This window comes from Streptomyces sp. NPDC001604, assembly GCF_042893475.1.
In the GTDB taxonomy this organism is placed as follows: domain Bacteria; phylum Actinomycetota; class Actinomycetes; order Streptomycetales; family Streptomycetaceae; genus Streptomyces.
The window spans coordinates 230,784-253,704 of the sequence record NZ_JBIAUY010000004.1; the positions used below are offsets into that span (position 1 = coordinate 230,784).

Here is a 22,921-nt window from a genome sequence, read left to right on the forward strand (position 1 = left end):
GACTTCAGGAGTCTGGGAAAGCGATGAAGAAGAGTCACCCCATCCGGCGTGTCGTGCTGGCCACCGCCGCCACCGTGTCGGGCGTCGTACTGCTGCTGTCGCTGAAACCGGCGTCCGACCCGAACGCCCAGGCGGCCGGCGCGGCCCCGCAGCAGACCGCGGCCGCGCAGGACTCGCCGCAGGGCGGCACGGCGGGCGCCGGGAGCGGCACGGTCGACGGCAGTGTGGCCCAGACGCAGTACGGCAACGTCCAGGTCCGGCTGACCGTCAGCAACGGCAAGATCACCAAGGCTGAGGCGATCCAGGCGCCCAAGGGCGGCACCAGCGACCAGAAGACCGCCCTCTCCATTCCGAAGCTGACCAAGGAGACGGTCGCCGCGCAGAGCGCGCAGATCGACTCGGTCTCGGGGGCGACGTACACGAGCAACGGCTACAAGCAGTCGCTGCAGTCGGCGATCGACAAGATGAAGGCGAGCGCCGGTTCCTCGCAGGGCAGCGGCGGTTCCTCGCAGAGCGGCGGGGGTTCCGCGTCCGGCAGCTCCCAGGGCTCGGGCTCCGCGAGCACCCAGGCCAAGACCGTGACCGGCAGTGTCGCGCAGACCCAGTACGGGCCGGTCCAGGTCCGGATCACCGTCGCGGGCGGCAAGATCACCAAGGCCGACGCGGTGCAGGCGCCCAAGGGCGGCCTCAGCGACCAGAAGACCGCAATGGCCATCCCGAAGCTCAACCAGGAGGCGGTGGCGGCCGGCAGCGCGAAGATCGACGCGGTGTCGGGTGCCACCTACACCAGCAGCGGCTACATGCAGTCGCTGCAGTCGGCGCTGGACCAGGCCGGTGGCTGAGTCGGTGGCCGAGTCGGCAGAAGCTCCCGCCGCGGTGCGTCATGCGGAGGAGGTCATGGGGACCGTCTTCTCCTTCGACGTCCGCGGCGGGGAGCCCGGTGCGGTGCAGGCGGCGCTGGCGGAGGCGATCGCCGGACTGCACCGGGTGAACGAGGTGTTCAGCACCTACCGCGACGACAGCCAGGTCTCCCGGCTCGCACGCGGTGAGCTGGCCGTCGAGCAGTGCGCCCCCGAGGTCGCCGAGGTGCTCGCACTGGGCGCCGAGGCGGAGCGGGTGAGCGACGGCTGGTTCAGCCTGCGCTACGAAGGGCGGCTGGACCCGACCGGCATCGTCAAGGGCTGGGCCGCCGAGCGCGCGGCCCGGCTGCTGGCGGCCACCCCCGGCGTGAGCGGCGTGAGCATGAACGGCGGCGGGGACGTCCAGCTGCTCGGCATGCCCGAACCGCACCGGCCCTGGCGGGTCGGGGTGGCGGACCCGCTGCGCCCGGGCGGCCTCGCGGCGGTCGTCTCCGCGGCCGGCGCCGACGAGCTGGCGGTGGCCACCTCCGGCACCGCCGAGCGCGGCGCCCACATCGTCGACCCCCGCACGGGCCGCTCCGCGGTCACCGACCTGGTGGCGGTCACCGTGGTGGCCCCCAAGCTGACCTGGGCGGACTGCTGGGCCACAGCAGCCTTCGCCATGGGCTCCAACCAGGGCCTGCGCTGGCTGGAGTCCCTCCCGGACGTGGAGGCCCTACTGATCACGGCGGGCGACGAGGTGAGATGCACAGGGGGCCTGGCATCTCGCCTCGGGTGACGGGAGCGCCCTGAAGGGGCGCGGGGAACTGCGCGACCAGCCACGACGAAGTCGCAGTCGGCGGACGGCAGCAACCACCCCCCTCAATGCCCGTTCTGAGCCAGCCTCAGCAAATGCTCGGCCAGCGCACTCCCCCCACTGGGATCCCGGCTGATCAGCAACAACGTGTCGTCACCGGCAATCGTGCCAAGGATGTCGTGCAGCTCGGCCTGATCGATCGCCGAGGCCAAGAACTGCGCAGCCCCCGGCGGCGTCCGCAGCACCACAAGATTCGCCGACGCCTCGGCAGAAATCAGCAGCTCCTGCGACAACCGCCGCATCCGCTCTTCCTTCGCCGACTCCCCCAGCGGCGCCCGAGGGGTCCGGAAACCCCCCTCGCTCGGCACCGCATAGATCAGGTCACCGTCGTTGTTGCGGATCTTCACCGCGTTCAGCTCGTCGAGATCCCGGCTCAGCGTCGCCTGCGTGACGTTCAGCCCGTCGTCGGCCAGCAACTTCGCCAACTGGCTCTGTGACCGCACCGGTTGCCGGTTGAGGATGTCCACGATGCGGCGGTGGCGTGCGGTGCGGGTCTGCGGCACGGCAGGCCCGGCGTGCTGTGCGTCGTCCTGCGCGTGACTCATCGTCGTCTCATTCTCCGGATCCGTCCCCGTTGGCCTGGTCCAGGATGCCGGGGAGCGCCTGAAGGAACGCGTCCACCTCGTCGTCGCCGAGAGTCAGCGGCGGCATCAGCCGCACGACGTCGGGGGCGGGTGCGTTCACCAGGAATCCGGCCTCCTGAGCCGCCTGGCGCGCCTGGGGCGCGAGCGGCTCGGTGAGCACGATACCCAGGAGGAGGCCCGCACCCCGGACATGGTCGATCAACGGGTGGCCCAGTGCCTCGATTCCGTCCCGCAGCTTCTCGCTCTGCTGCTTGACGTTCTCCAGCAGCCCCTCGTTCGCGATCGTGTCCAGGACGGCGAGCCCGGCGGCGCAGGCGACCGGATTGCCGCCGAAGGTCGTGCCGTGGTGCCCGGGCTGCAGCAGCTCCGCGGCGCGCCCGAAGGCCACGGTCGCGCCGAGCGGCAGCCCGCCGCCGAGGCCCTTGGCGAGCGTGACGACGTCCGGCAGGACGCCCTCGTGGGCCTGGTACTCGAACCAGTGGCCGGTACGACCGACTCCGGTCTGCACCTCGTCCAGGACCAGCAGCGCACCGGTCGCGGCGGTGATCGCACGGGCGGCCTTGAGATACCCGGCGGGCGGTACGACGACGCCGATCTCGCCCTGGATCGGCTCCAGGATCACCAGCGCGGTCTCCTCGGTGACCGCGGCCGCGAGCGCCTGTGCGTCGCCGTACGGCACATGCGTGACGTCTCCCGGCAGCGGCAGGAACGGCTCCCGCTTGCCCTGCTGGCCGGTCATCGCGAGGGCGCCCATGGTGCGGCCGTGGAAGGCGCCCTCGGTGGCGACGATGTGCGTCCGCCCGGTCAGCCGGCCGATCTTGAAGGCGGCCTCGTTGGCCTCGGCGCCCGAGTTGCAGAAGAACACCCTGCCGTCCCGCCCGAACAGCTGCAGCAGCCGCTCGGCAAGGGCCACGGTCGGCTCGGACATGAAGAAGTTGGAGATGTGGCCCAGGGACGCGATCTGCGTGCTGACGGCCTCGACGATCGCCGGGTGGGCGTGGCCGAGCGCGTTGACCGCGATGCCGCCGACGAAGTCGACGTACTGCTTGCGGTCGGCGTCCCACACCTTGGCGCCCTCGCCGCGCACCAGGGGCAGCAGCGGGGTGCCGTAGTTGTTCATGAGCGCGCCCTGCCACCGCGCGGTCAGTTCCTGGTTGCTCACGACTCCCCCTGTACGTGCGGATTCTCGTCGGGCACGACCATCGTGCCGATGCCCTCGTCGGTGAAGATCTCCAGCAGGATCGAGTGCTGGACCCGGCCGTCGATGACGCGGGCGGTGGTGACGCCGTTGCGGACGGCGTGCAGACAGCCCTCCATCTTCGGCACCATGCCGGAGCTCAGCTCCGGCAGCAGCTTCTCCAGTTGGGAGGCGGTGAGGCGGCTGATCACCTCGTCGCTGTTCGGCCAGTCCTCATAGAGACCCTCGACGTCCGTGAGGACCATGAGAGTCTCCGCTCCAAGAGCAGCAGCGAGTGCCGCAGCCGCCGTATCAGCATTGACGTTGTAGACATGTCCGTCGTCCTGGCTGCGGGCGATCGACGAGACGACCGGGATGCGGCCGTCGGCGAGCAGAGCCTCGATCGCGCCCGTGTCGATCGCGGTGATCTCGCCCACCCGCCCGATGTCGACCAGTTCGCCGTCGATCTCGGGCTGGTGCTTGGTGGCGGTGATGGTGTGCGCGTCCTCGCCGGTGAGGCCGATGGCCAGCGGGCCGTGCTGGTTGAGCAGCCCGACCAGCTCGCGCTGGACCTGTCCGGCGAGCACCATCCGTACGACGTCCATGGCGTCCTCGGTGGTGACGCGCAGGCCGGCCTTGAACTCGCTGACGATGCCGTGCTGGTCGAGGGCGGCGCTGATCTGCGGACCGCCGCCGTGCACCACGACCGGCTTGAGACCGGCGTGGTGCAGGAAGACGACGTCCTGCGCGAAGGCGGCCTTCAGGTCCTCGTCGATCATGGCGTTGCCGCCGAACTTGATGACGACCGTCTTGCCGTTGTGCTTGACCAGCCAGGGCAGCGCCTCGATGAGGATCTGGGCCTTGGGGAGCGCGGTGTGCTTACGAGTGGTGCTCATGACGAATAGGCGCTGTTCTCGTGGACGTAGTCGGCGGTGAGGTCGTTGGTCCAGATCGTGGCGGTCTCGGACCCGGCGGCGAGGTCGGCGACGATGTGCACCTCGCGGTAGCGCATGTCGACCTTCTCGCGGTCCTCGCCCACGCCGCCGTTCTTGCAGACCCAGACGCCGTTGATGGCGACGTTCAGCCGGTCCGGCTCGAAGGCGGCCTTCGTCGTGCCGATCGCGGAGAGCACGCGGCCCCAGTTGGGGTCCTCACCGTGGATGGCGCACTTGAGGAGGTTGTTGCGGGCGATGGAGCGGCCCACCTCGACGGCGTCGTCCTCGCTCGCCGCGTTGATCACCTCGACCTTGATGTCCTTGCTGGCGCCCTCGGCGTCGCGGATCAGCTGCTGGCCGAGGTCGTCGCAGACGGTCCGTACGGCCTCCGCGAACTCCTCGTATTCCGGGGTGACTTCGGAGGCGCCGGAGGCCAGCAGCAGGACGGTGTCGTTGGTGGACATGCAGCCGTCGGAGTCGACGCGGTCGAAGGTCGTGCGCGTCGCCGCCCGCAGCGCCTTGTCCAGTACGTCGCTGTCGAGGGCGGCGTCGGTGGTGAGGACGACCAGCATGGTGGCGAGGCCCGGGGCGAGCATGCCCGCGCCCTTCGCCATGCCGCCCACGGTCCAGCCGTCCTTGGTGACGACGGACGTCTTGTGGACGGTGTCCGTGGTCTTGATGGCGATGGCGGCCTTCTCGCCGCCGTGCTCGGAGAGCTGGGCGGCGGCCGTCTCGACGCCCGGGAGCAGCTTGTCCATCGGGAGCAGGACGCCGATCAGGCCGGTGGAGCACACGGCGACCTCGATGGCGCCGCGGCCCAGGACCTCGGCCACCTTCTCTGCCGTCGCGTGCGTGTCCTGGAAGCCCTTCGGGCCCGTACAGGCGTTGGCGCCACCGGAGTTGAGGACGACGGCGGAGACCTGGCCGCTCTTCAGGACCTGCTCGGACCACAGCACGGGTGCGGCCTTCACACGGTTGGAGGTGAAGACACCGGCGGCGGCGCGGCGGGGACCGTTGTTGACCACGAGGGCCAGGTCCGGGTTGCCGTTCTCCTTGATTCCGGCGGCGATGCCGGCCGCCGTGAATCCCTTGGCTGCCGTGACGCTCACTGTGTCTCCTTGTTCGCTTCTCCGCCCGTGCAGCGCAGCGGTGCGGCCATCGTCGTTGTCTGCGGCCCGGTGGCTGCACGTGCGTCGCTCACGGTGCGACTCCGATCGTGGAAAGCCCCGTGGACTCGTCGAGTCCGAGGGCGAGGTTCATGCTCTGGACGGCACCGCCCGCGGTGCCCTTGGTCAGGTTGTCGATGGCGCTGATCGCGATGATGCGGCCCGCCGCCTCGTCGTACGCGACCTGCACCTGAACGGCGTTGGAACCGTAGACGGACGCCGTTGCGGGCCACTGGCCCTCGGGCAGCAGATGGACGAAGGGCTCGTCGGCGAAGGCCTTCTCGTAGGCGGCGCGCACGGACTCGGCGGTCACGCCCGGCTTCGCCTTCGCGCTGCAGGTGGCGAGGATGCCGCGGGGCATCGGTGCGAGGGTCGGCGTGAAGGAGACGGAGACCCGCTCTCCGGCCGCCGCGCTGAGGTTCTGGATCATCTCGGGGGTGTGCCGGTGGCCGCCGCCGACGCCGTACGGCGACATGGAGCCCATGACCTCGCTGCCCAGCAGGTGCGGCTTGGGCGCCTTGCCCGCGCCGGAGGTGCCGGAGGCGGCGACGATCACGGCCTCGTTCTCGGCGAGCCCCGCGGCATAGGCCGGGAAGAGGGCCAGGGTGGCGGCCGTCGGGTAGCAGCCGGGTACCGCGATGCGCTTGGACCCCTCCAGCGCGGCGCGGCCACCCGGCAGTTCGGGAAGGCCGTAGGGCCAGGTTCCGGCGTGCGCGGAGCCGTAGAACCTCTCCCAGTCGGCCGCATCCTTGAGCCGGAAGTCGGCGCCCATGTCGACGACGAGCACGTCCGGACCGAGCTGCTCGGCGACGGCGGCGGACTGGCCGTGGGGCAGGGCGAGGAAGACCACGTCGTGCCCGGCGAGGACCTCGGGGGTGGTCTCCTGGAGTGTCCGGTCGGCCAGCGGCAGCAGGTGCGGCTGCAGTGCGCCGAGGCGCTGGCCCGCGTTGGAGTTGCCGCTCAGGGCCCCGATCTCGATCTCCGGGTGCGCCAGGAGCAGACGCAGGAGCTCTCCGCCCGCGTATCCGCTCGCTCCGGCCACTGCCGCACGTACCGCCATGTCATCCTCCTCCTGGATGGCATGACTATACGTATCGATGCACGTTTATGCAATCGGGGGCGGGGTCCGCCTTCGGGAGCATGATCCTGCGGGAGACGAGGAAGGTCACCGGGACGGCCGCCAGGGACGCGAGCAGCGGGGCGAAGCGGCTGCTGAAGTGCAGCAGGTCGACGAGGACGTAGACGCCGGCTGTCGTGATGACGAAATTCGCGGCGTTCGTCAGCGGGAACAGCATGAATTTCCGCAGCGTCGGGCGTGTCCGATAGGTGAATCGCGCATTGAGGAAGAATGAACCCGTCAGGCTGAGCGCGGTCGCGAGGATATGGGCGAGGAGGTACGGCAAACGGGTGAGGAGCAGCAGATAGGCACCGTAATACGTGCCCGTGTTGACGACACCGATCACGGCGAAAGTGATCATCTGCCTCGAGACAAGTGCACTGCGCATCAGGGAATGAGGTCCTTCGCCCGGTCGACATTGCTCGCCTTCACCAGGAAGTGCGGGCGCCGTTTGACCTCGTAGTAAATGCGGCCGGTGTACTCCCCGATGACCCCGAGCATGATCATCTGCACTCCGGCGACACCGGTGACGGCGGTGATGATCGTGACATAGCCGGGCGTCTGCACGCCGTTGACGAGCGCCGCGCCCACGATCCACGCGGTATAGGCGAGGGCGCACAGCAGCAGCCCCGTGCCCAGGTAGAGGGCGAGGCGCAGGGGCCTGTTGTTGAAGGAGAGCAGCCCGTCGATGCCGTAGTTGAGCAGGCTGCGCAGGCTCCAGGAGCTGCGGCCGGCCTCGCGTACGGCGTTGTCGTACTCGAAGGTGGTGCTGGGGAACCCCACCCAGGCGAACAGGCCCTTGGAGAAGCGGTTGTACTCGGTGAGCTCCAGGACCGCGTCCACCACACGGCGGGACATCAGCCGGAAGTCGCCGACACCGTCGACGAGCTCCACGTCGACGAGGCGGTTGATGAGCCGGTAGTAGAGGCGGGCGGTGACCGTGCGGGTCATCCGATCACCGGTCCTGGTGCGCTTGGCGATGACCTGGTCGTAGCCCTCCTTTCGCAGGTCCACCATGCGTTTGATCAGCTCCGGCGGGTGCTGGAGGTCCGCGTCCATGACGATCACGGAGTCTCCCGTGGAGTGTCGCAGGCCGGCCAGCAGGGCCGCCTCCTTGCCGAAGTTGCGGCTGAAGGAGAGGTAGCGCACGCGCGCGTCCCGGTCGGCCAGCCGCTCCAGCGCGGCGAGCGTGCGGTCTCGGCTGCCGTCGTCGACGTACACGAACTCCATGTCGTGACCGAGCGGAAGGAGCTCCTCCGCGACCTTCTGGACCTGGTCGTGGAAGCGCTCGATGACGTCTTCTTCGTTGTAACAGGGTGCGACGATCGATATGAGCATGGTTTACCCCCTGGGGACGCGGTCAGAGAACGCCGGTCATGGGCTCGCGCGGGCGGCTGTGGGTGGTCGGTGGGGTGGGCGTGGCGGAACGCCGTCGGCGTACGGCGGTGACGGCGCCGAGCAGGATCAGGGTCAGCAGCGAGGCGGTCCCGAGAGCCGTGCCGAGCCGCAGGCCGGGCGGATGGAACTGGCAGGTGACGCTGGTCGAGGAGCCGTCGAGGGGGACGGCGATCAGGCCGTGGAACTGCCCGGCCGGTACGGCGTCGCCGTCGCCCGCGGCGCAGCGCCAGCCCGCGATGCGGGGAGCCGCGAGGACCGCGAGTCCCCTGCTGCCCGCGGGCAGTTCGGCCCGCACCGTGGCGTCGGAGACAGTGACCTGGGTGGCTCCTGTGGCCTTGAGGTGTTCCACGGCCTTGTGCAGCCGAGCGGTGTCCAGGCAGCCGACGGCGCCCCGCGGGATGCGGCCGGGACGGTCGGGGGTCAGTGCGATGCGCAGCCGGCCGGAGGCCGGGGCCGTGCCCAGCGGCGCCATGGCGGCGCGGTTGCGCGGGTACTGGGCACGGAAGAGCGCAGTGTGACCTGCGAGGCGTGCGGTGCCGGAGTAGTACGGGGCCCACAGGTAGACCTGGCTGCCGGCCGGGCAGTCGGCCGTGATCGTCGGGTGGGTGAGGGCGGTCCCGTAACCGACCCAGTCCTTCTCATGGAGCAGGTTTCCGCTGTCGTCGTGGACGGCGGTCCGGGAGACGGTGTACACGCGGGCGCCGAGCAGCAGCTCCTGGTTGCGGTACGGCGACGGCCCGAAGGCCGCCCGGTCGGGCGTGCTCCGTACGGTCACCAGAGGCGGCACGTCCTGCCGGGAGACCGACAACGGGCCGCCGAACTGTGGCAGGTACTCCTGGTGCGGGTCGACGGGCGAATGCACCCGCGCTCCGACGGAGAAGATCGCGTCGGTGACGGGGTTGTCCAGGCTCTGCAGATTGCGGCCCCGCGAGGTCCAGCCGTCGCCGAGGGCGGTGAGGGTGCGGGTGAGGACGTCGCCGGTGAGGCTGCTGTAGTACTGGGCGCCCTGGCCGCCGACCGACAGGGGGTCGTTGGCCACGGTCTGCTCCCGGCCCGGGTCGGTGCGGTACCGCGGCCAGCCGTCGGCCCGTGCGATCGCCTCCGCCTGGGTCTCCTGCCTGTCTCCCCAGGACGCGTAGTCGTCCATGTGGCCGAGGCGCACACGGGTGGCGACGGCGGAAGTGGCCGCCGCCTCGCCGAACTGCCCGCCGAACAGCAGTACCAGGGCGATCCAGGCGCCGGCGGTACGACGGCCGTCGGCGCGGCGCAACAGCAGCAGGCCGCCCGCCGCACCGATGACGGCGAGCACCAGGATCGGCCAGGCCACCGGCTTCACCAGGTGACTCAGGCTCGCCAAGGCGGCGATCAGGGCGAGCAGCGCTCCTGCGGCCCCCAGCGCCCGCCGGTCGGGAAGGCCGTACGACAGGGCCTGCCAGGCGGCCATCACCAGCAGTGCGCACAGGACGAAGGTCTGCCGGTAGGGGCTGCCCTGGGGGGTGACGAAGGCGTGCCAGACCAGATGGGTCGGCCCCCACTGCAGCGACAGCGCGACCGCGGCGACGAGCAGCGTCCACCCGGTGCGCACCCGCCCCGGAACCGCCCGGTGGAAGGGCAGCGCGAGGGCGAGGAGCAGCGCCGCCATGCCCACGTAGAGGGCCGGGGTGCCGAAGCTGTACGTCGCGGGCAGCAGACGGGCCAGCAGGTCCTGGGTGCCCACGGGCGCGAACTGCGCGACCCGCCCCGGGTAGGCGTGCTTGGTCCCGAAATACACGACGGTCACCAGTGGTGCGGCCAGGCCCATGCCGAGGGCGACGGTGGCCGCGGCCCGCCCTGCCGCCACGAGTCGCTGCCTGCGGGAGAGGTCGGAGAGCCAGAGCCGGAGCAGCAGCACCAGGCCGGCGCCGAGGGTGGCCATGTAAGCGGTGTAGAAGTTGGCGATCCAGGCGAGGGCGACGATCAGGACGCCGAGCAGCGGGCGCCGGCGCTGGAGGGTCCACTCGCCGACCAGGCACAGCAGCGGCAGGGCTGCGAGGCCGTCGAGCCACATCGGGTTGTAGTCGCCGAGCGCCACGGTCCAGCCGCACAGGGCGTACGAGGCGCCCAGCAGCCCGGCGCCCCACCAGCGGCCGGGGCGCAGACCCATCAGCAGCCAGGCCATGGACGCACCCGCGGAGGCGATCTTCAGCACGGTGATCACATAGACCGCGAGATCGATCTCGTCCCGTGGGAACAGGCCGACGAGCAGGGCGAACGGGCTGCTGAGGTAGGTGCCCAGGTCGGGCAGGAAGCTCGAGCCGAAGCCGGACTGCCAGTTGACGAAGAGGCCACCGTCGGCCCGGCCGTGCAGCAGGTCCCACAGGTGCGCGTGGAAGGGCACGTACTGGTTGCCGAGGTCGTTGACGCTGCGGGTGCGCGGGCCGAAGGGGTAGCTGCGGGCGACGGCGTCGGCGGCGCAGAACACGGCGGCGGAGATGACGGCCGCGAGCAGGGCCGCGGCCTTCTTCGGCGAGAAATGACCGCTCGAAACGGCTGTGGACAGGGTCGAGCGATCCATTCCTTGGCACTCCCCGCGGCTTATCGATTCGACGGCTTAGACGGACTCCGTTTCTGTTTGGTTGTGCCGCCCGTGAAAAGTGGCGACGTCGATTCCGAAATACGAGGGTGCCCTTATGGAATGGTGAACGACCGGGAAACAGAACTCTCCCGGAGAGTTATTTGGCGGTGAAATTCAGCGGGCCGTTGGGTGCGGCCCCCGGCCGTGCCCCCGGTGGCCCGCTTGACCTGGAGTGCGCTCCAGGTTCTACGGTCTTGTTCATGACCAGCGGACACCCTCTCCCGCAGGACCGGGAGCCGGCCCTCACGATCGCCGAGGTCGCCCAGCGCACGGGCCTTTCGCACGACACCCTGCGCTACTACGAGAAGGCGGGCCTCATCGAGCGGGTCGGCCGGACCACCGGCAACCAGCGTCGCTACGACGCGGCCGACCTGGCCTGGCTGGAGTTCCTGCTGCGGTTGCGCGAGACCGGTATGTCGATCGCCGACATGCAGCACTTCGCGCGGCTGCGGGCGGAGGGGAACGTCTCGGTCGCCGCCCGGCTGGCGATGCTGCGGGAGCACCGCGCCGAACTGGCCGACCGGATCCGGGCGCTGCGGCGCAACGCCCGCGCGCTGGACGACAAGATCGACCACTATGAACGGCTGCTCGACGAGCAGCCGGGGACGGAAGACCCGAAATGAGCGAGAGCACCACCCGCGAGGACCGCTTCGCCCACGGCCTGGAGGTCCTCAAGCAAGTCGACGGCGAAGCCGGTCAACGCGTCGTCGAGTCCCTCGCCGACATCAACCCCGAACTCGGCCACCAGGTCGTCGCCTGGGCCTTCGGGGAGATCTACGACCGTCCCGGGCTCGAACCGCGCGACCGGCAGTTGGTCACGCTGGGCATGCTCACCGCGCTCGGCGGCTGCGAGGCCCAGCTCGACGTGCATGTCAACGCGGCCCTGAACGTGGGCCTCAGCCCCGAGCAGATCGTCGAGGCCCTGACCCACTCGGCGGTGTACTGCGGCATGCCGAAGGCGCTCAACGCGACCTTCGTCGCGAAGAAGGTCTTCGCCGAGCGCGGGCTGCTGCCGCTCGGACAGCAGCCCGCTCAGGAGACCCCGGCCACCTCTGCCTGATCCGCGGAAAGGTGATCGGGTTCGCCGGGAAGGTGCACGAGAACCTGTCGGCGATCCCTTGGAAGGCGGACGTCTCGGTGTTCACCGCGTCGGCGCGGCCGCGAGCGTGGCCACCCGGGCCCTGGACGCGACCTTCGGGCACGTCCAGGGGGGCGACCATGCGCGGGCTAAGGTCGACGGCATGGATGCGCTGACGCCCTGCCTCATCGTGACCGCCGGCCTGGTCGTCGTGACCGCGGCCTTCACGGGACTGGCGCTGCGGATCCGGCGCCGTGGCACCGCCGGTGGCGGACTGGGCGGGGCGCTCGCCGCGTACGAGGAGGCTTTCCGCACCACCAGTCATGCCGCGCACCACGAGATCCGGGCCCAGGCCGACCGCAAGACGCCCGACGGCTCTCCCGATCCCTTGCGACCGCGGCGGAAGAGGGGCTGAACATGGGCGAGTTCTGGCCCGTGGCGGACGTGCTGGCGCATCTCGCCGGACGCTGGCACGTGGAGCGCACGGTGCGGGATCTCGCGAGTGGCGACGAGGGCCGCTTCGAGGGTGCGACGCTCTTCAGCCCGCTCCCCGAGGGCGGGCTGCTGCACGAGGAGTCCGGCACCTTCACCTGGCAGGGCGTCGCGCGCCCCGCCGAACGGGCGCTGCGCTTCCTGCCCGGCGGTTCCCCGGGCACCGCCGACGTGCGTTTCGCCGACGGGCGCCCCTTCCACCACCTGGATCTGACCGCCGGGCACCATGTCGCCGACCATCCCTGCGCGGCGGACCTCTACCGCGGCGAGTTCACCGTCCGGGACGCCGACCACTGGCGGACGGTGTGGCGGGTGGGCGGACCCGCCAAGGACCTCGTACTGACCACCGACTACGCCCGCGAGGGCTGAACCGGGGTCCCGTCGAAGCGCAGGTTCCACCGCCCGGCGTGGCCGGTCACGGTGGTCGTCGACAGGGGCCGCACGTCGATGTTCCAGTACGTCGACGGCGGCGCCTTCAGCGCGTACACCAGGGCCGCGCGGACGACGGACGGCTCGGCTACGGCGACGATGCGGCCGCCGTCCTCGGCGGGCCGGGTGTCGAGCCAGTTCCCGACCCGGGCGATGAAGCCCATCAGCGGCTCGCCACCGTGCGGAGTGGCCCGCGGGTCGGCCAGCCAGGCGTCCACCGCCTCCGGCTCGCGGGCCATCGCCTCGCCGAGGGTCAGCCCGCGCCAGCGGCCCATGTCGCAGTCCCGCAGCGCCAGTTGGACCAGCGGTGCATAGCCGAGGGCGTCGCCGGTGGCACGGCTGCGCGGCGTGGGCGAGCAGTAGCGCAGCTCCGCCGCCGCGAGCGGCACCAGATCGCGGGCGACGCGCTGCACCTCGTCCCAGCCGGCCTGGTCCAGCGGACGGTCGTCCTCGAAGCGCTCGGCGAGCAGCGGCGAGCTGCGCGCGGCGGCGACGAAAGTGACCCGAAGTTGCATGCGGCGATGGTGTGCCGGGAAAGTGCGCAGGTCAAGGGGTGTTGGTGAGCATTCACCGACGGTGCCCGAAAACTTACTTCAAGGTCAGGACCTGCCGGACAAGTCACTCGAAAACGAGGGCCATCCAGATGTCCGGCTGTGCCAGCGGCTCGAATCCGAGCTTCGCGTAGACCCCGTGCGCATCGGCGGTGGCGAGCATGATGCGTCGCAGCCCGTACGGCTTCAGATGATCACGCACGGCGCCCACCATGGCCGTACCGATGCTCTTGCCGCGCACGGACCGGTCGACGTAGACATCACACAGCCAGGCGAAGGTCGCCCGATCGGTGATGACTCGGGCATAAGCCACCTGATCACCGGAAACCATGTCGTACACCCCGAAGTTGAGCGACCCGGCCATCGCCCGCTCCTGCTTCTCCCGCGCCCGGCCCTTGGCCCAGTAGGCGTCGGTGGCCAGCCACCGGTGGACGCGGTCGACGTCGAGCCGGTCGGGGTCGGTGGAGATCTCATAGCCTTCGGGAAGGCTCGGGGTGTCGGTCATGGCGGGAGACTCGCAGGCCGGGGCCGGAGGCGTCGAGCAGTTTTCGCCCCGGTGCGTCAGAACACCTCGTCGCAGGCCGCCCGCAGCCGCCGCACCCCCTCCGCGATCTCCCCCACCCCCGCGACCGCCGCAAAGCTCAACCGGAGGTGGGCCGCCGAGGGCTCCGCACTGAAGTACGGACGGCCGGGAGTGATCGCAACCCCCGCCCGCAGCGCCGCCGACGTAAGGGCGGATTCTCCCCCGGAGCCGAAAGCCTGGGAGGTGCCCCCAGTGCCGTCAGGCAGCCGCAGCCACAGGTGGTAGCCGCCCGAGGGGATGTGCGGGAGGGACAGTTCGGGGAGCTCCAGCCGCAGTGCCGTCGTCATGGCGTCACGGCGGGCCTTCAACTCCTGCGAGATCGCCCGCAGATGACGCGGCCACGCGGGCGAGCCCACAAGTTCCAGCGCCGCCTCCTGCAGCGGACGGGGCACGAAGAAGGTGTCGACGACCTGGATGGCACGCAGCCGCTCCAGGACCGGCCCGTGGGCGGCCAGCGCGCTCACCCGGAAGCTGGGCGAGGTCGCCTTGGTGAGCGAGCAGACGTGGACGACGACTCCGTCGGGGTCGTCGGCCGCCAGCGGACTCGGCAGCGGTCCCGCGTCCTCGTGCACGAGCCGTCGTACGAAGTCGTCCTCGACCACGAACGCACCGGCCTCGCGGGCGATCCGCAGCACCTCCCCGCGCCGTTCGGGGGCGAGCACGGCACCCGTGGGGTTCTGGAACAGCGGCTGGCAGACGAAGACCCGCGCACCGGTCGCCCGGAACGCGTCCGCGAGCAGCGCGGGCCGGACCCCGTCCGCGTCCACCGGGACCGGCACCGGCCGCAGACCCGCGGCCCGCGCGATCGCCAGCATCCCGGGATACGTGGGCGATTCGACGAGCACCGGCGCACCGGGCGGGGCGAGCGCGCGCAGTGCGGTGGTCAGTGCGGACTGGCCACCCGCGGCGATCAGCACTCCGGCGGCGGTGACCTGGCCGCCGATGCTCCGCGCGAACCACTCGCGCAGTTCCGGCAGCCCCTCCATCGGCGGCCGACCCCAGGCGCCGGGGCGACGGCCCGCCCGGGACAGGGCCGCCGCCATCGCCCGCTCCGGCTGCAGGGACGGGTGCAGATAGCCGCCGTTGAACTCGACGACTCCGGGCGGCGGGGCGGCGAGGGAGACCGTGACCCCGGAGGCGTCCACGGAACGCGGTACGAGGTCGGCGGCGCCGTCCGCACTGAGGGCGACCTGCTGCCAGGAGGTGTCACCGGAGGGAGCGGCCCCGCCGCGCGGCTCGGCACGGAAGGCGCCGGCGCCCGGCCGGGTCACCACCAGCCCCTCGGCGGCCAGTTGCCCGAGGGCACGCGAGACGGTCACCGGGCTGACCCGGAACCGCTCGACGAGGGACCGGCTCGACGGGAGCTTCCCCCCGGGAGAGTAGCGGTCCAGCTCTCCCCGCAGCTGTTTCACCAGTTCACCGACGCTGCTACGCTCTTGCATGAGAGCACAGAGTAGCGCTACTGCCCCCAACCGGATAGCGGTCGACAGCGAGACCCGGCCGGCCGGCTCGGGTACCCCGGTGATCGCGGCGAACCGCCGCGCCGGCACCCTCCTGGCCGCCCTCGGCGTGGTCGCCTTCTCCCTCACGTTCCCCGCCACCGCCTGGGGCCTGGAGGGCTTCGGGCCCTGGTCCCTGGTGTCCGTGCGCAGCGTTCTCGCGGCGCTGATCGCGGGGGCCTGTCTGCTGGCCCTGCGCGTGCCGCTGCCCGGTCGAAGGCATCTGGCGGGCCTGGCCGTCGTCGCTGCCGGTGTCGTCGTCGGCTTCCCGCTGCTGACCACGCTCGCCCTGCAGACGTCGACCACCGCGCACGCCGCCGTCGTGGTCGGCCTGCTCCCGCTCACGACCGCACTGTTCTCCGCGCTGCGCATGGGCAGCCGCCCCTCCCGCACCTTCTGGACGGCGGCCCTCGCGGGTGCGGCCGCGGTCGTCGCCTTCACGGTGCAGCAGAGCGGCGGCGCGCTGACCACCGCCGACCTGTATCTGTTCGGCGCGCTGCTGGTGTGTGCGGCCGGCTACACCGAGGGCGGCCGGCTGGCCCGGGTCATGCCGGGCTGGCAGGTCATCGGCTGGGCGCTGGTGCTGTGCCTGCCGCTGAGCGTGCCGGCCGCCGCGCTGGCGCTGTCGTACGAGCCCGTACGGCTGAGTGCGCACAGCGTGGCCGGGCTGCTGTGGGTGGCGGCGGGCTCCCAGTTCCTCGGCCTGGTCGTCTGGTACCGGGGGATGGCGGCGATCGGCATTCCCAAGGCCAGCCAGTTGCAGTTGGCCCAACCCCTGCTCACACTGGTGTGGTCGGTGCTGTTGCTGGGCGAGCACCTGACGGTGGCCGCCCCGCTGACGGCCGCGGCGGTGCTGGTGTGCATCGCCGTCACGCAGCGGGCGCGGGGCTGAGCGGCGCAGGTACGCGCCGGTTCCAACCGTGGCCCCGCGCCGTAGACTCAAGGCCACGGACCGCTGCTCCCGCACCTGGTGAGGAGGCCCTACAGATGCGTGCAACCGTGGGCGACCAGCTTGTCCAGCACGGCAGGGTGGTAGGCCAACACGACAAGGTCGGCGAGATCGTCGAAGTACTGGGCCAGGAGGGCAACCCTCCGTACCGCGTCCGCTTCGAGGACGGGCACACGGGCATCTGCTCACCGGGCCCGGACACCGAGATCCGCCACAAGGAAATCCAACACTGAGCGCTCCGCCGGGCGCAGATCAGCGCGGGGGCCTCGCCGGCTGCTGGTAGTGGTCGGCGACCACCCGTGCCATCGCGCCGATCCGGTCCGTCGCCACGTCCTTGGCGGCGAAGAAGATGTGTCCGCGCACCTGCGGATAGTTCTTGGCCAGGGTGAGGTGGCGGGAGAGTTCGGCGACGTCCTGCCAGGCCGCGGACTGGGCCGGATCACCGGCCTTGTACAGGGCCTCTCCCACGTACACCTGCGTCCCGGTGCCGCGCGCGACCTCCGACCACCAGGGCAGCAGCTTGGCGTAGTCGGCGGCGGCGAAGCCGATGTTCCAGTAGACCTGCGGGGCGATGTAGTCGATCCAGTTCTCCCGCACCCATTTGCGGGTGTCCGCGTGCAGGTCGTCGTACGTCTGCACGCCCGCCCGGGTGTCGGAGCCGCGGGCGTCGGTGGCGGCGTTGCGCCACACCGCGAACGGGCTGATGCCGAAGCGCGTGCCCGGCCGCACCTGCTTGATCCGCGTGGCGATCCCGGACACCAGCCTGTCGATGTTGTTGCGGCGCCAGGCGTCCCGGTCCGGGAAGGCCTTGCCGTGCCGGGCGTAGGCCGCGTCGTCGTCGAAGGTCTGGCCGGTCACGGGATACGGGTAGAAGTAGTCGTCGAAGTGGACGGCGTCCACGGGGTACTTCCGCACCGCGTCGAGCATGGCGTTCTGCACGAAGGCACGCACTCTCGGCAGCCCGGGGTTGTAGTAGAGCTTCCCGCCGTACGGCACCACCCACTCCGGGTGCTTGCGCGCGGGGTGGGAGGCGACCAGCTTCGTCACGTCGGTGTGGTTGGCGATGCGGTACGGGTTGAACCAGGCGTGCAGTTCCAGACCGCGGGCGTGGGCCTCCTTCACCGCCGTACCCAGCGGGTCCCAGCCCGGGTCCTGGCCCTGGGTGCCGGTGAGGACCTGCGACCAGGGCTCGTACGGGGAGGGCCACAGGGCGTCGGCCGTCGGACGCACCTGGAACATCACGGCGTTGAGGCGGTTGTGCACGGCACGGTCCAGGATGGCGATCAGCTCGGCCCGCTGCTCGTCCGCCGTCAGCCCCGGCTTGGAGGGCCAGTCCCGGTTGGCCACGGTCGCCACCCAGACGCCCCGCATCTCCCGCACGGACCGCCGGCGCCCGGAGTCGCCGCCCGCCGTCACGGCACTCGCCGCCACCGCACCGCCCCCCGCCACGAGAGCCGACAGGGCTGTCGCCGCGAACGCCCGCCGCGACAGCCGAGACCTACGGTGCAGCATTCCCGTACCTCCATGCGCAGATGTGCGTGACCGGGAGAGATTCTCGACCTGGGCCACCTCCCGCGTCAGGCTGCCACGCGGACCCGAACGATCGATCAACGATCGCCGGAGGTAACGTGCAGGTTTGGAGCAGGCACCGAACCACCGGGGGTCCTGCCGCATTCGTAGATCAGCGAAGGGGACGATGTGACGGACTTCCCAACGGGAGACATCTCGCGCGTCGGAGTGGTCGGCTGCGGCCAGATGGGAGCGGGCATCGCCGAGGTGTGCGCCCGGGCCGGTCTGGACGTCAAGGTCGCCGAGACCACCGGGGAGGCCCTGGAGATCGGCCGGACCCGGCTGTTCAGCTCCCTGGGCAAGGCGGCCGAACGCGGCAAGATCACCGAGCAGGAGCGGGACGAGACGCAGGCGCGGCTGAGCTTCACCACCGACCTGGGCGAGTTCGCCGACCGCGATCTGGTGATCGAGGCCGTGGTCGAGAACGAGCAGGTGAAGACGGAGATCTTCCAGGTGCTCGACCAGGTGGTGACCCGCCCGGACGCCATCCTGGCCTCCAACACCTCCTCCATCCCGCTGGTGAAGCTGGCGGTGGCCACCTCCCGCCCCGACCACGTGGTCGGCATCCACTTCTTCAACCCGGCCCCGGTGCAGCAGCTGGTCGAGCTGATCCCGGCGCTCACCACCTCCGAGGGCACGCTCGGACGGGCGCAGCTGTTCGCGGAGAAGGTCCTCGGCAAGCACGCGATCCGTGCCCAGGACCGCTCCGGCTTCGTGGTCAACGCGCTGCTGGTGCCGTATCTGCTGTCCGCCATCCGCATGTTCGAGTCGGGCATCGCGGGCCGCGAGGACATCGACAACGGCATGGAGATGGGCTGCGCCCACCCGATGGGCCCGCTGAAGCTGTCGGACCTGATCGGCCTGGACACCATCGTGTCCATCGCCAATTCGATGTACGCCGAGTACAAGGAGCCCCTGTACGCCGCTCCCCCGTTGCTGCAGCGCATGGTCGACGCGGGCCGGCTCGGCCGGAAGACCGGCTCGGGCTTCTACACCTACGGCTGACCTGGACCGGCATTTTGCACAGTGCCCGTTCCAGGGTGCTGATTACACAGTGCGACCAACACGGGCCCGGCACTCTTCGGAGTGCCGGGCCCGTGCCATTCACACACCGTGTGCGCGCCGGGCCCGCATATGCCCGTCGCACACGCTCCCCACGCGCCCACCAGGCGAGTTGACTCTCCATGCGCAATGCAAGGGATGTGACGACTACGGAAAGGAGCGGACACGTGACCGCCGACCCGGAGCATCCCGTGGTCCATGGAGAACTCGCAGAGTTACGCCGCCGCCTCGATGTCGCCTACGCGCGCGTCGAGGGAGGGCTGGCCCTGCTCAACCATCGCACCGAGGAGACACACAAGGAAGTCGACGATCTCAGCGCACGGATCATCGCCCTGGAGCACGCCCGCTGGCCGCTGCCCGCAGTCGCGGCACTGACGGCAGTGGGCGCGCTCGTCGTGACGGTATGGCAAGCCCTGGGCCACTGAGGGACAAGGGCGTGGGGGGAATCAGGGTGGGCGCGGTGGGGGAATCGGGCTCAGGCGTCCTGCCCGAGCCTGAGGTGGTGCAGGAGCAGTAACGCGGCCGCCATGTTGGCGGCCGGGACCTCGCCGCGGGCGACCATGTCGGGGACGAGTTTGAGGGGGACCCATTCCCGGCGGTCCGACTCGAAGTCGTCCACGGGATGTCCGACGTACTCGCCCTCGTCGGCCCAGTAGATGTGATGCCGGGCGTCGGTGAGGCCGTTGGACGGCTCGACGCTCATGAGGTGCTGCAGCGGTCCCGGCCGCCAGCCGGTCTCTTCCTCGAGTTCCCTGGCGGCCGCGACGGCGATGTCCTCGCCGTCCTCGACCACGCCCGCAGCGAGTTCCCACCCCCAGCTGTCGGTGATGAAGCGGTGGCGCCACAGGAGGAGGACTTCATTGGCCTCGTTCACCACCGTGGCCACGGCGACGGGCCGCAGCCGTATCAGAAAGTGGTCCAGGTGCCGCCCGTCCGGCAGTTCCACATCTGCCAGGTTGACGGTGAACCAGCGGTTTTCATACACAGTTTGTTCGTTCTGTTTCGTCCACTGCACGGTTCTGCCACCTTCCGTCGAGTAAGTGGCAATATCGCAGCAGGGACTGTAAGTGTCGGCGCTCAGGAACCTTCCTACAGCGGTACGCGCAGTGCCCCGTCGATGAGTTCGGCGGCTTCTGCGGTGCCCGCACAGCCGCTGCGCACAAGGTGTTCGCGTACCGCGCGGAGTCTGTCGCGCAGCCGCTGGGACTCCATTCCGCGGGCCTGTTCGGCCATCTGCACCGCGGTGGCCACCGCCTTGTCGGCATTGCCCTGGCGCAGTTCGATCGTGGACAGCATGGCGAGCCGGTGCACCCGGCCGCGGTCGTGCGCGGGGTTGTCGACGGCCGCCGCGGCATGCTCTGCCGCGGCCACGAGTTCGCCCAGGCTGAGCAGTGCCTCCGCCACCTGGACGTTGACAAGACCCGGCTGGACATAGCCGGTTTCATCGGGTTCGTACCCGCGCCGGATGCGTTCGGCGGCCAGCTCGGCACGCCGGATGCAGGACAGGGCGCTCGTGCCGTCGCCGAGGTGTGCGTACGCCTTGGCCTGCATTGCGTACAGATCGGAGGCGAGGGCGGGAGTGATGTGCTTGCCGGCGGCGCGCAGCGCGGCCTCCGCGAAGGCGACCGCCTGGCGGTACTCCCGCATGAACAGCGCCTGGTTGACCAGCAGCGCGATCACATAGGCGCCGAGGCCCCGGTCCCCGCTGGCCTTCGCCAGCCTGAGCGCCTGGTGGAAGTAGCGCTGGGCGAGCCCGTGTGCGTCGGAGTCGTAGGCGCAGATGCCCGCGATGGCCACCAGACCGCCCGTGGCCCGGTGCAGTTGGCGGCCGGTGGCATCGGTGTAGCTGCCGCGCAGCAGCGGGGCGGCCTCGGCGTTGAGGAAGCCGACGATCCGGGTGCGCGTCGCGATGCCGCCGGCCTTGCGGTACATCTGCTCGTAGTGGGTGCGGGCCGCGCGCAGCATCTCGATGTCGCCGGGGGTGACCCGGTGCCGGCCGCCGCGCGAGACATCCACGTCCTCAGGCGGGTTCTCCCACTCCCACACGGGCATGACGGCGGGCGTGCCGGTGACCGCGGGGGCGCCCAGGATGTGCGGGCGCTGCTGCTCGTCGGAGCGCCACAGCGCGGTGGCCCGCTCGACGAAGCCGGAGAGCGAGGTGCCGTGCGGGGTGGACGGCTCACCCGGCACACCGAGGCCGATGTCGTCGAGCGTGACCGGACGGTGCAGCCGTCCCGCGAGCACTTCGCAGATCAGGTCGGGCACCTGACCTCGGGGCCGCTGCCCCTTCAACCACCGTGCCACGGCGGTGTGTTCGTACCGGAGCGCGAGGCCGCGCGCCCGCCCCGCCTGATTGACGTGTGCCGCCAGCCCCGCATGCGAGATCCCGGCCTCGTCCAGGATCGCGTCGAGCAGAGTGTTGGGCTGCATAGGTGCCCCCCGGATCGCTCGGTGCCGTCAGCGTAGTGCGAACGCCTTCACACGGGGTGTGAACGGAGTGCCCGAATCCGCAGCGTACGCGCACTGTCGCGGAGAGTTTCCAGCCGGTTGACTGAAATGCCTCGCAAGAGGCCGGCCGGGCCGCCGGCTCCCCCTCGTACAGTGCGGCGGCCCGCTTCCGCGCCGTCCGCCCAGCTGCCTGCCCGACACTCCGTGGCGGGGCGGACGGTGCGCCGGCGGCAGCTTGGCAGTGCGACTAAGCACCGTGGCCAAAACGCGCGTTGTCGACTGCGGGTGCGTCGTGGCTTGTCGCGCCCGCGCGGCGGAGCCGCATGTCGATACCGCCCCGCGCCCCTGAAAGATGGCGGCGGTCGTTGCGGAGGACGAGGAGGGCTACGTCGTCGGCGGGTCTTCCCCCTGCGTGGCGCAGCAACCCGCCGAAGACGGCGCGCAGTACCGACTGCTCGGAGACCGGCCCGGCATCCACGGCCTCGGCGAGCGCGGTCGGCAGCGGAAAGAACCGGCCACGTCCGTCACGGGCGTCCTCGACACCGTCCGTGTGCAGGAACAGCGCCTCGCCGGGCAGCAGCCGACCGCAGGGGAGGGCCGGCAGCTCGGCGGGCAACGGGAACGGCCCGAGGGGAGGCAGTGGTTCGGCCCGGGTCAGCAGTTCGGCCCGGGCCGGACCCAGCAGATACGGCCAGGGGTGCCCGCAGTTGAGGACGCGCACCTCGCCGTCCCGCTGGATCTCCAGCAGCAGTACGGTGACGAACTCCTCGGCGACCGGGTTGTCCGGCTCCGCTCCGGCCGAGGGGTGCTCCGCGCGCGCCCGTTCCCGCAGATGCCGGGCCAGCGCCCGCTCCAGCCGCCGCAGCACACTGCCGAGTTCGGCCTCGTCGTGGACGGCCTCGCGGAAGCTGCCGAGCACGGCGGCGACCGTACCGATGGCGGCGAGTCCGTGCCCGCGCACATCGCCCATCACGACCCGCACACCGTGCTCGGTGGCGATGACCTCGTACAGATCGCCGCCGATGGCCGCACAGCGGTCCGCGGACAGCTGTGCCGCGGCGATGTTCAGCCCGTCGATCCGCGGCGGCAGCGGCCGCAGCAGCACACTCTGCGCGGCCCCCGCGACCTGCCGCACCTCTCTGAGCTCGCAGAGCATCACATGCCGGACGTGGAGTATCAGCCCGGTCCCCACCGCGAAGAAGACGGCACTGGTGCCGATGCGCGCCCCCAGCCCGTTCTGCTGGGCGAGCGGACAGGCCAGCTTGTACGTGATCGCCATGGCGCCCCACACCGCGGGCAGCCCCAGCGCAAGCACCCGGCGCAACGGCGGCCGCCCCGCCCCGCGGGGAACACCAGCCTTGATGCAGATCATGCCGATTGGCCCCCCACTCAGGCCCTGAAGCAGAGACGGACCGACCCCGAAAGGCCGGTCCGATTCTGTCCACGGCATGGCCCGGCAGGGCCAGATCGCCCGAGGTTGCCACCCAAACGAGTGACAACCTCCAGGCCACGTGCATTTATGCAGCTAGGGGGGCTGATGCGCCCCAAAGGGGC

25 protein-coding genes are annotated in these 22,921 nt (G+C 70.8%); 10 read left to right on the forward strand and 15 right to left on the reverse strand.

Translation table 11 applies throughout. The features are described from left to right. The first annotated feature begins 23 nt into the window (after positions 1-23). On the forward strand, positions 24-842 hold the full coding sequence (locus ACFY1E_RS14150; RefSeq protein WP_389075324.1) for an FMN-binding protein: 819 nt from the start codon (positions 24-26) through the stop codon (positions 840-842). 55 nt (positions 843-897) lie between these two features. Then, on the forward strand, positions 898-1,638 hold the full coding sequence (locus ACFY1E_RS14155; RefSeq protein ID WP_389076023.1) for an FAD:protein FMN transferase: 741 nt from the start codon (positions 898-900) through the stop codon (positions 1,636-1,638). A gap of 83 nt (positions 1,639-1,721) precedes the next feature. On the opposite strand, the gene ACFY1E_RS14160 is transcribed toward ACFY1E_RS14155, so the two are convergent. The 8 genes from ACFY1E_RS14160 to ACFY1E_RS14195 form a co-directional block, all read right to left on the reverse strand. Further along, on the reverse strand, positions 1,722-2,261 hold the full coding sequence (locus ACFY1E_RS14160) for an arginine repressor (RefSeq protein WP_351466396.1): 540 nt from the start codon (positions 2,259-2,261) through the stop codon (positions 1,722-1,724). A 7-nt stretch (positions 2,262-2,268) separates the two neighbouring features. Next, entirely contained in the window at positions 2,269-3,462 is a 1,194-nt protein-coding gene (locus ACFY1E_RS14165) for an acetylornithine transaminase (RefSeq protein WP_389075326.1), read from the reverse strand. Then, positions 3,459-4,373 (reverse strand): acetylglutamate kinase, encoded by a 915-nt coding sequence (argB, locus tag ACFY1E_RS14170; RefSeq protein WP_115909264.1) that lies wholly within the window; start codon positions 4,371-4,373, stop codon positions 3,459-3,461. Before argB ends, ACFY1E_RS14165 begins: the two co-directional genes overlap by 4 nt. Further along, positions 4,370-5,521, reverse strand: coding sequence for a bifunctional glutamate N-acetyltransferase/amino-acid acetyltransferase ArgJ (argJ, locus tag ACFY1E_RS14175; RefSeq protein ID WP_389075328.1), 1,152 nt, complete (start codon positions 5,519-5,521; stop codon positions 4,370-4,372). Before argJ ends, argB begins: the two co-directional genes overlap by 4 nt. Before the next feature lie 88 nt (positions 5,522-5,609). Further along, positions 5,610-6,638: an N-acetyl-gamma-glutamyl-phosphate reductase gene (argC, locus tag ACFY1E_RS14180; RefSeq protein ID WP_389075330.1), complete on the reverse strand. Its 1,029-nt coding sequence runs from the start codon at positions 6,636-6,638 to the stop codon at positions 5,610-5,612. A 25-nt stretch (positions 6,639-6,663) separates the two neighbouring features. After that, positions 6,664-7,083: a GtrA family protein gene (locus tag ACFY1E_RS14185; RefSeq protein ID WP_389075332.1), complete on the reverse strand. Its 420-nt coding sequence runs from the start codon at positions 7,081-7,083 to the stop codon at positions 6,664-6,666. Continuing rightward, positions 7,083-8,033, reverse strand: coding sequence for a glycosyltransferase family 2 protein (locus tag ACFY1E_RS14190; protein ID WP_389075333.1), 951 nt, complete (start codon positions 8,031-8,033; stop codon positions 7,083-7,085). Before ACFY1E_RS14190 ends, ACFY1E_RS14185 begins: the two co-directional genes overlap by 1 nt. A gap of 22 nt (positions 8,034-8,055) precedes the next feature. Then, positions 8,056-10,647 (reverse strand): YfhO family protein, encoded by a 2,592-nt coding sequence (locus ACFY1E_RS14195; RefSeq protein ID WP_389075336.1) that lies wholly within the window; start codon positions 10,645-10,647, stop codon positions 8,056-8,058. Positions 10,648-10,907: 260 nt separating this feature from the next. On the opposite strand from ACFY1E_RS14195, the gene ACFY1E_RS14200 reads away from it, so the two are divergent. The 4 genes from ACFY1E_RS14200 to ACFY1E_RS14215 all read left to right on the forward strand — a co-directional run bounded on the left by ACFY1E_RS14200 (position 10,908) and on the right by ACFY1E_RS14215 (position 12,646). After that, a complete protein-coding gene (locus ACFY1E_RS14200) occupies positions 10,908-11,330 on the forward strand; it encodes a MerR family transcriptional regulator (RefSeq protein WP_389075338.1) in 423 nt (140 codons plus the stop codon). Then, the gene (locus ACFY1E_RS14205; RefSeq protein ID WP_389075340.1) at positions 11,327-11,767 is read left to right on the forward strand and encodes a carboxymuconolactone decarboxylase family protein; all 441 of its coding nucleotides are present in this window, start codon (positions 11,327-11,329) and stop codon (positions 11,765-11,767) included. Before ACFY1E_RS14200 ends, ACFY1E_RS14205 begins: the two co-directional genes overlap by 4 nt. A gap of 181 nt (positions 11,768-11,948) precedes the next feature. After that, positions 11,949-12,200, forward strand: a complete 252-nt coding sequence (locus ACFY1E_RS14210) for a hypothetical protein (RefSeq protein WP_389075342.1) — start codon at positions 11,949-11,951, stop codon at positions 12,198-12,200. A 2-nt stretch (positions 12,201-12,202) separates the two neighbouring features. Beyond that, positions 12,203-12,646, forward strand: a complete 444-nt coding sequence (locus ACFY1E_RS14215) for a DUF6314 family protein (protein ID WP_389075345.1) — start codon at positions 12,203-12,205, stop codon at positions 12,644-12,646. On the opposite strand, the gene ACFY1E_RS14220 is transcribed toward ACFY1E_RS14215, so the two are convergent. The 3 genes from ACFY1E_RS14220 to ACFY1E_RS14230 all read right to left on the reverse strand — a co-directional run bounded on the left by ACFY1E_RS14220 (position 12,628) and on the right by ACFY1E_RS14230 (position 15,282). Then, positions 12,628-13,221, reverse strand: a complete 594-nt coding sequence (locus ACFY1E_RS14220) for a histidine phosphatase family protein (RefSeq protein WP_389075347.1) — start codon at positions 13,219-13,221, stop codon at positions 12,628-12,630. The two genes, ACFY1E_RS14215 and ACFY1E_RS14220, sit on opposite strands and share 19 nt — an antisense overlap. Before the next feature lie 103 nt (positions 13,222-13,324). Further along, a complete protein-coding gene (locus tag ACFY1E_RS14225) occupies positions 13,325-13,762 on the reverse strand; it encodes a GNAT family N-acetyltransferase (protein ID WP_389075350.1) in 438 nt (145 codons plus the stop codon). Between the two features lie 56 nt (positions 13,763-13,818). Further along, positions 13,819-15,282: a PLP-dependent aminotransferase family protein gene (locus ACFY1E_RS14230; RefSeq protein WP_389075352.1), complete on the reverse strand. Its 1,464-nt coding sequence runs from the start codon at positions 15,280-15,282 to the stop codon at positions 13,819-13,821. Between ACFY1E_RS14230 and ACFY1E_RS14235 the strand changes: the two genes are divergently transcribed. Both ACFY1E_RS14235 and ACFY1E_RS14240 read left to right on the forward strand, forming a co-directional pair. Next, the gene (locus ACFY1E_RS14235; protein ID WP_389075354.1) at positions 15,281-16,231 is read left to right on the forward strand and encodes a DMT family transporter; all 951 of its coding nucleotides are present in this window, start codon (positions 15,281-15,283) and stop codon (positions 16,229-16,231) included. The genes ACFY1E_RS14230 and ACFY1E_RS14235 overlap by 2 nt on opposite strands. A 95-nt stretch (positions 16,232-16,326) precedes the next feature. Then, positions 16,327-16,521 carry a DUF1918 domain-containing protein gene (locus tag ACFY1E_RS14240; RefSeq protein ID WP_389075356.1) on the forward strand — a complete coding sequence of 65 codons (195 nt, stop codon included), beginning with the start codon at positions 16,327-16,329 and terminating at the stop codon, positions 16,519-16,521. A 19-nt stretch (positions 16,522-16,540) separates the two neighbouring features. Here the strand turns inward: ACFY1E_RS14240 and ACFY1E_RS14245 are convergent, their stop codons facing one another. Then, positions 16,541-17,800, reverse strand: coding sequence for a glycoside hydrolase family 10 protein (locus ACFY1E_RS14245; protein WP_389075358.1), 1,260 nt, complete (start codon positions 17,798-17,800; stop codon positions 16,541-16,543). Positions 17,801-17,986: 186 nt separating this feature from the next. Here ACFY1E_RS14245 and ACFY1E_RS14250 point away from each other — a divergent pair, with 186 nt between their 5' ends. Continuing rightward, the gene (locus ACFY1E_RS14250) at positions 17,987-18,862 is read left to right on the forward strand and encodes a 3-hydroxybutyryl-CoA dehydrogenase (protein ID WP_351466349.1); all 876 of its coding nucleotides are present in this window, start codon (positions 17,987-17,989) and stop codon (positions 18,860-18,862) included. Positions 18,863-19,086: 224 nt separating this feature from the next. Continuing rightward, positions 19,087-19,344, forward strand: a complete 258-nt coding sequence (locus tag ACFY1E_RS14255) for a hypothetical protein (protein WP_030945808.1) — start codon at positions 19,087-19,089, stop codon at positions 19,342-19,344. Positions 19,345-19,394: 50 nt separating this feature from the next. Here ACFY1E_RS14255 and ACFY1E_RS14260 read toward each other — a convergent pair whose 3' ends face one another. The 3 genes from ACFY1E_RS14260 to ACFY1E_RS14270 form a co-directional block, all read right to left on the reverse strand. Then, on the reverse strand, positions 19,395-19,934 hold the full coding sequence (locus ACFY1E_RS14260; protein ID WP_344405642.1) for an NUDIX hydrolase: 540 nt from the start codon (positions 19,932-19,934) through the stop codon (positions 19,395-19,397). A gap of 74 nt (positions 19,935-20,008) precedes the next feature. Then, positions 20,009-21,349 (reverse strand): transcriptional regulator, encoded by a 1,341-nt coding sequence (locus ACFY1E_RS14265; RefSeq protein ID WP_389075361.1) that lies wholly within the window; start codon positions 21,347-21,349, stop codon positions 20,009-20,011. Positions 21,350-21,614: 265 nt separating this feature from the next. Continuing rightward, entirely contained in the window at positions 21,615-22,739 is a 1,125-nt protein-coding gene (locus ACFY1E_RS14270) for a PP2C family protein-serine/threonine phosphatase (protein WP_389075364.1), read from the reverse strand. Positions 22,740-22,921 lie beyond the last annotated feature (182 nt).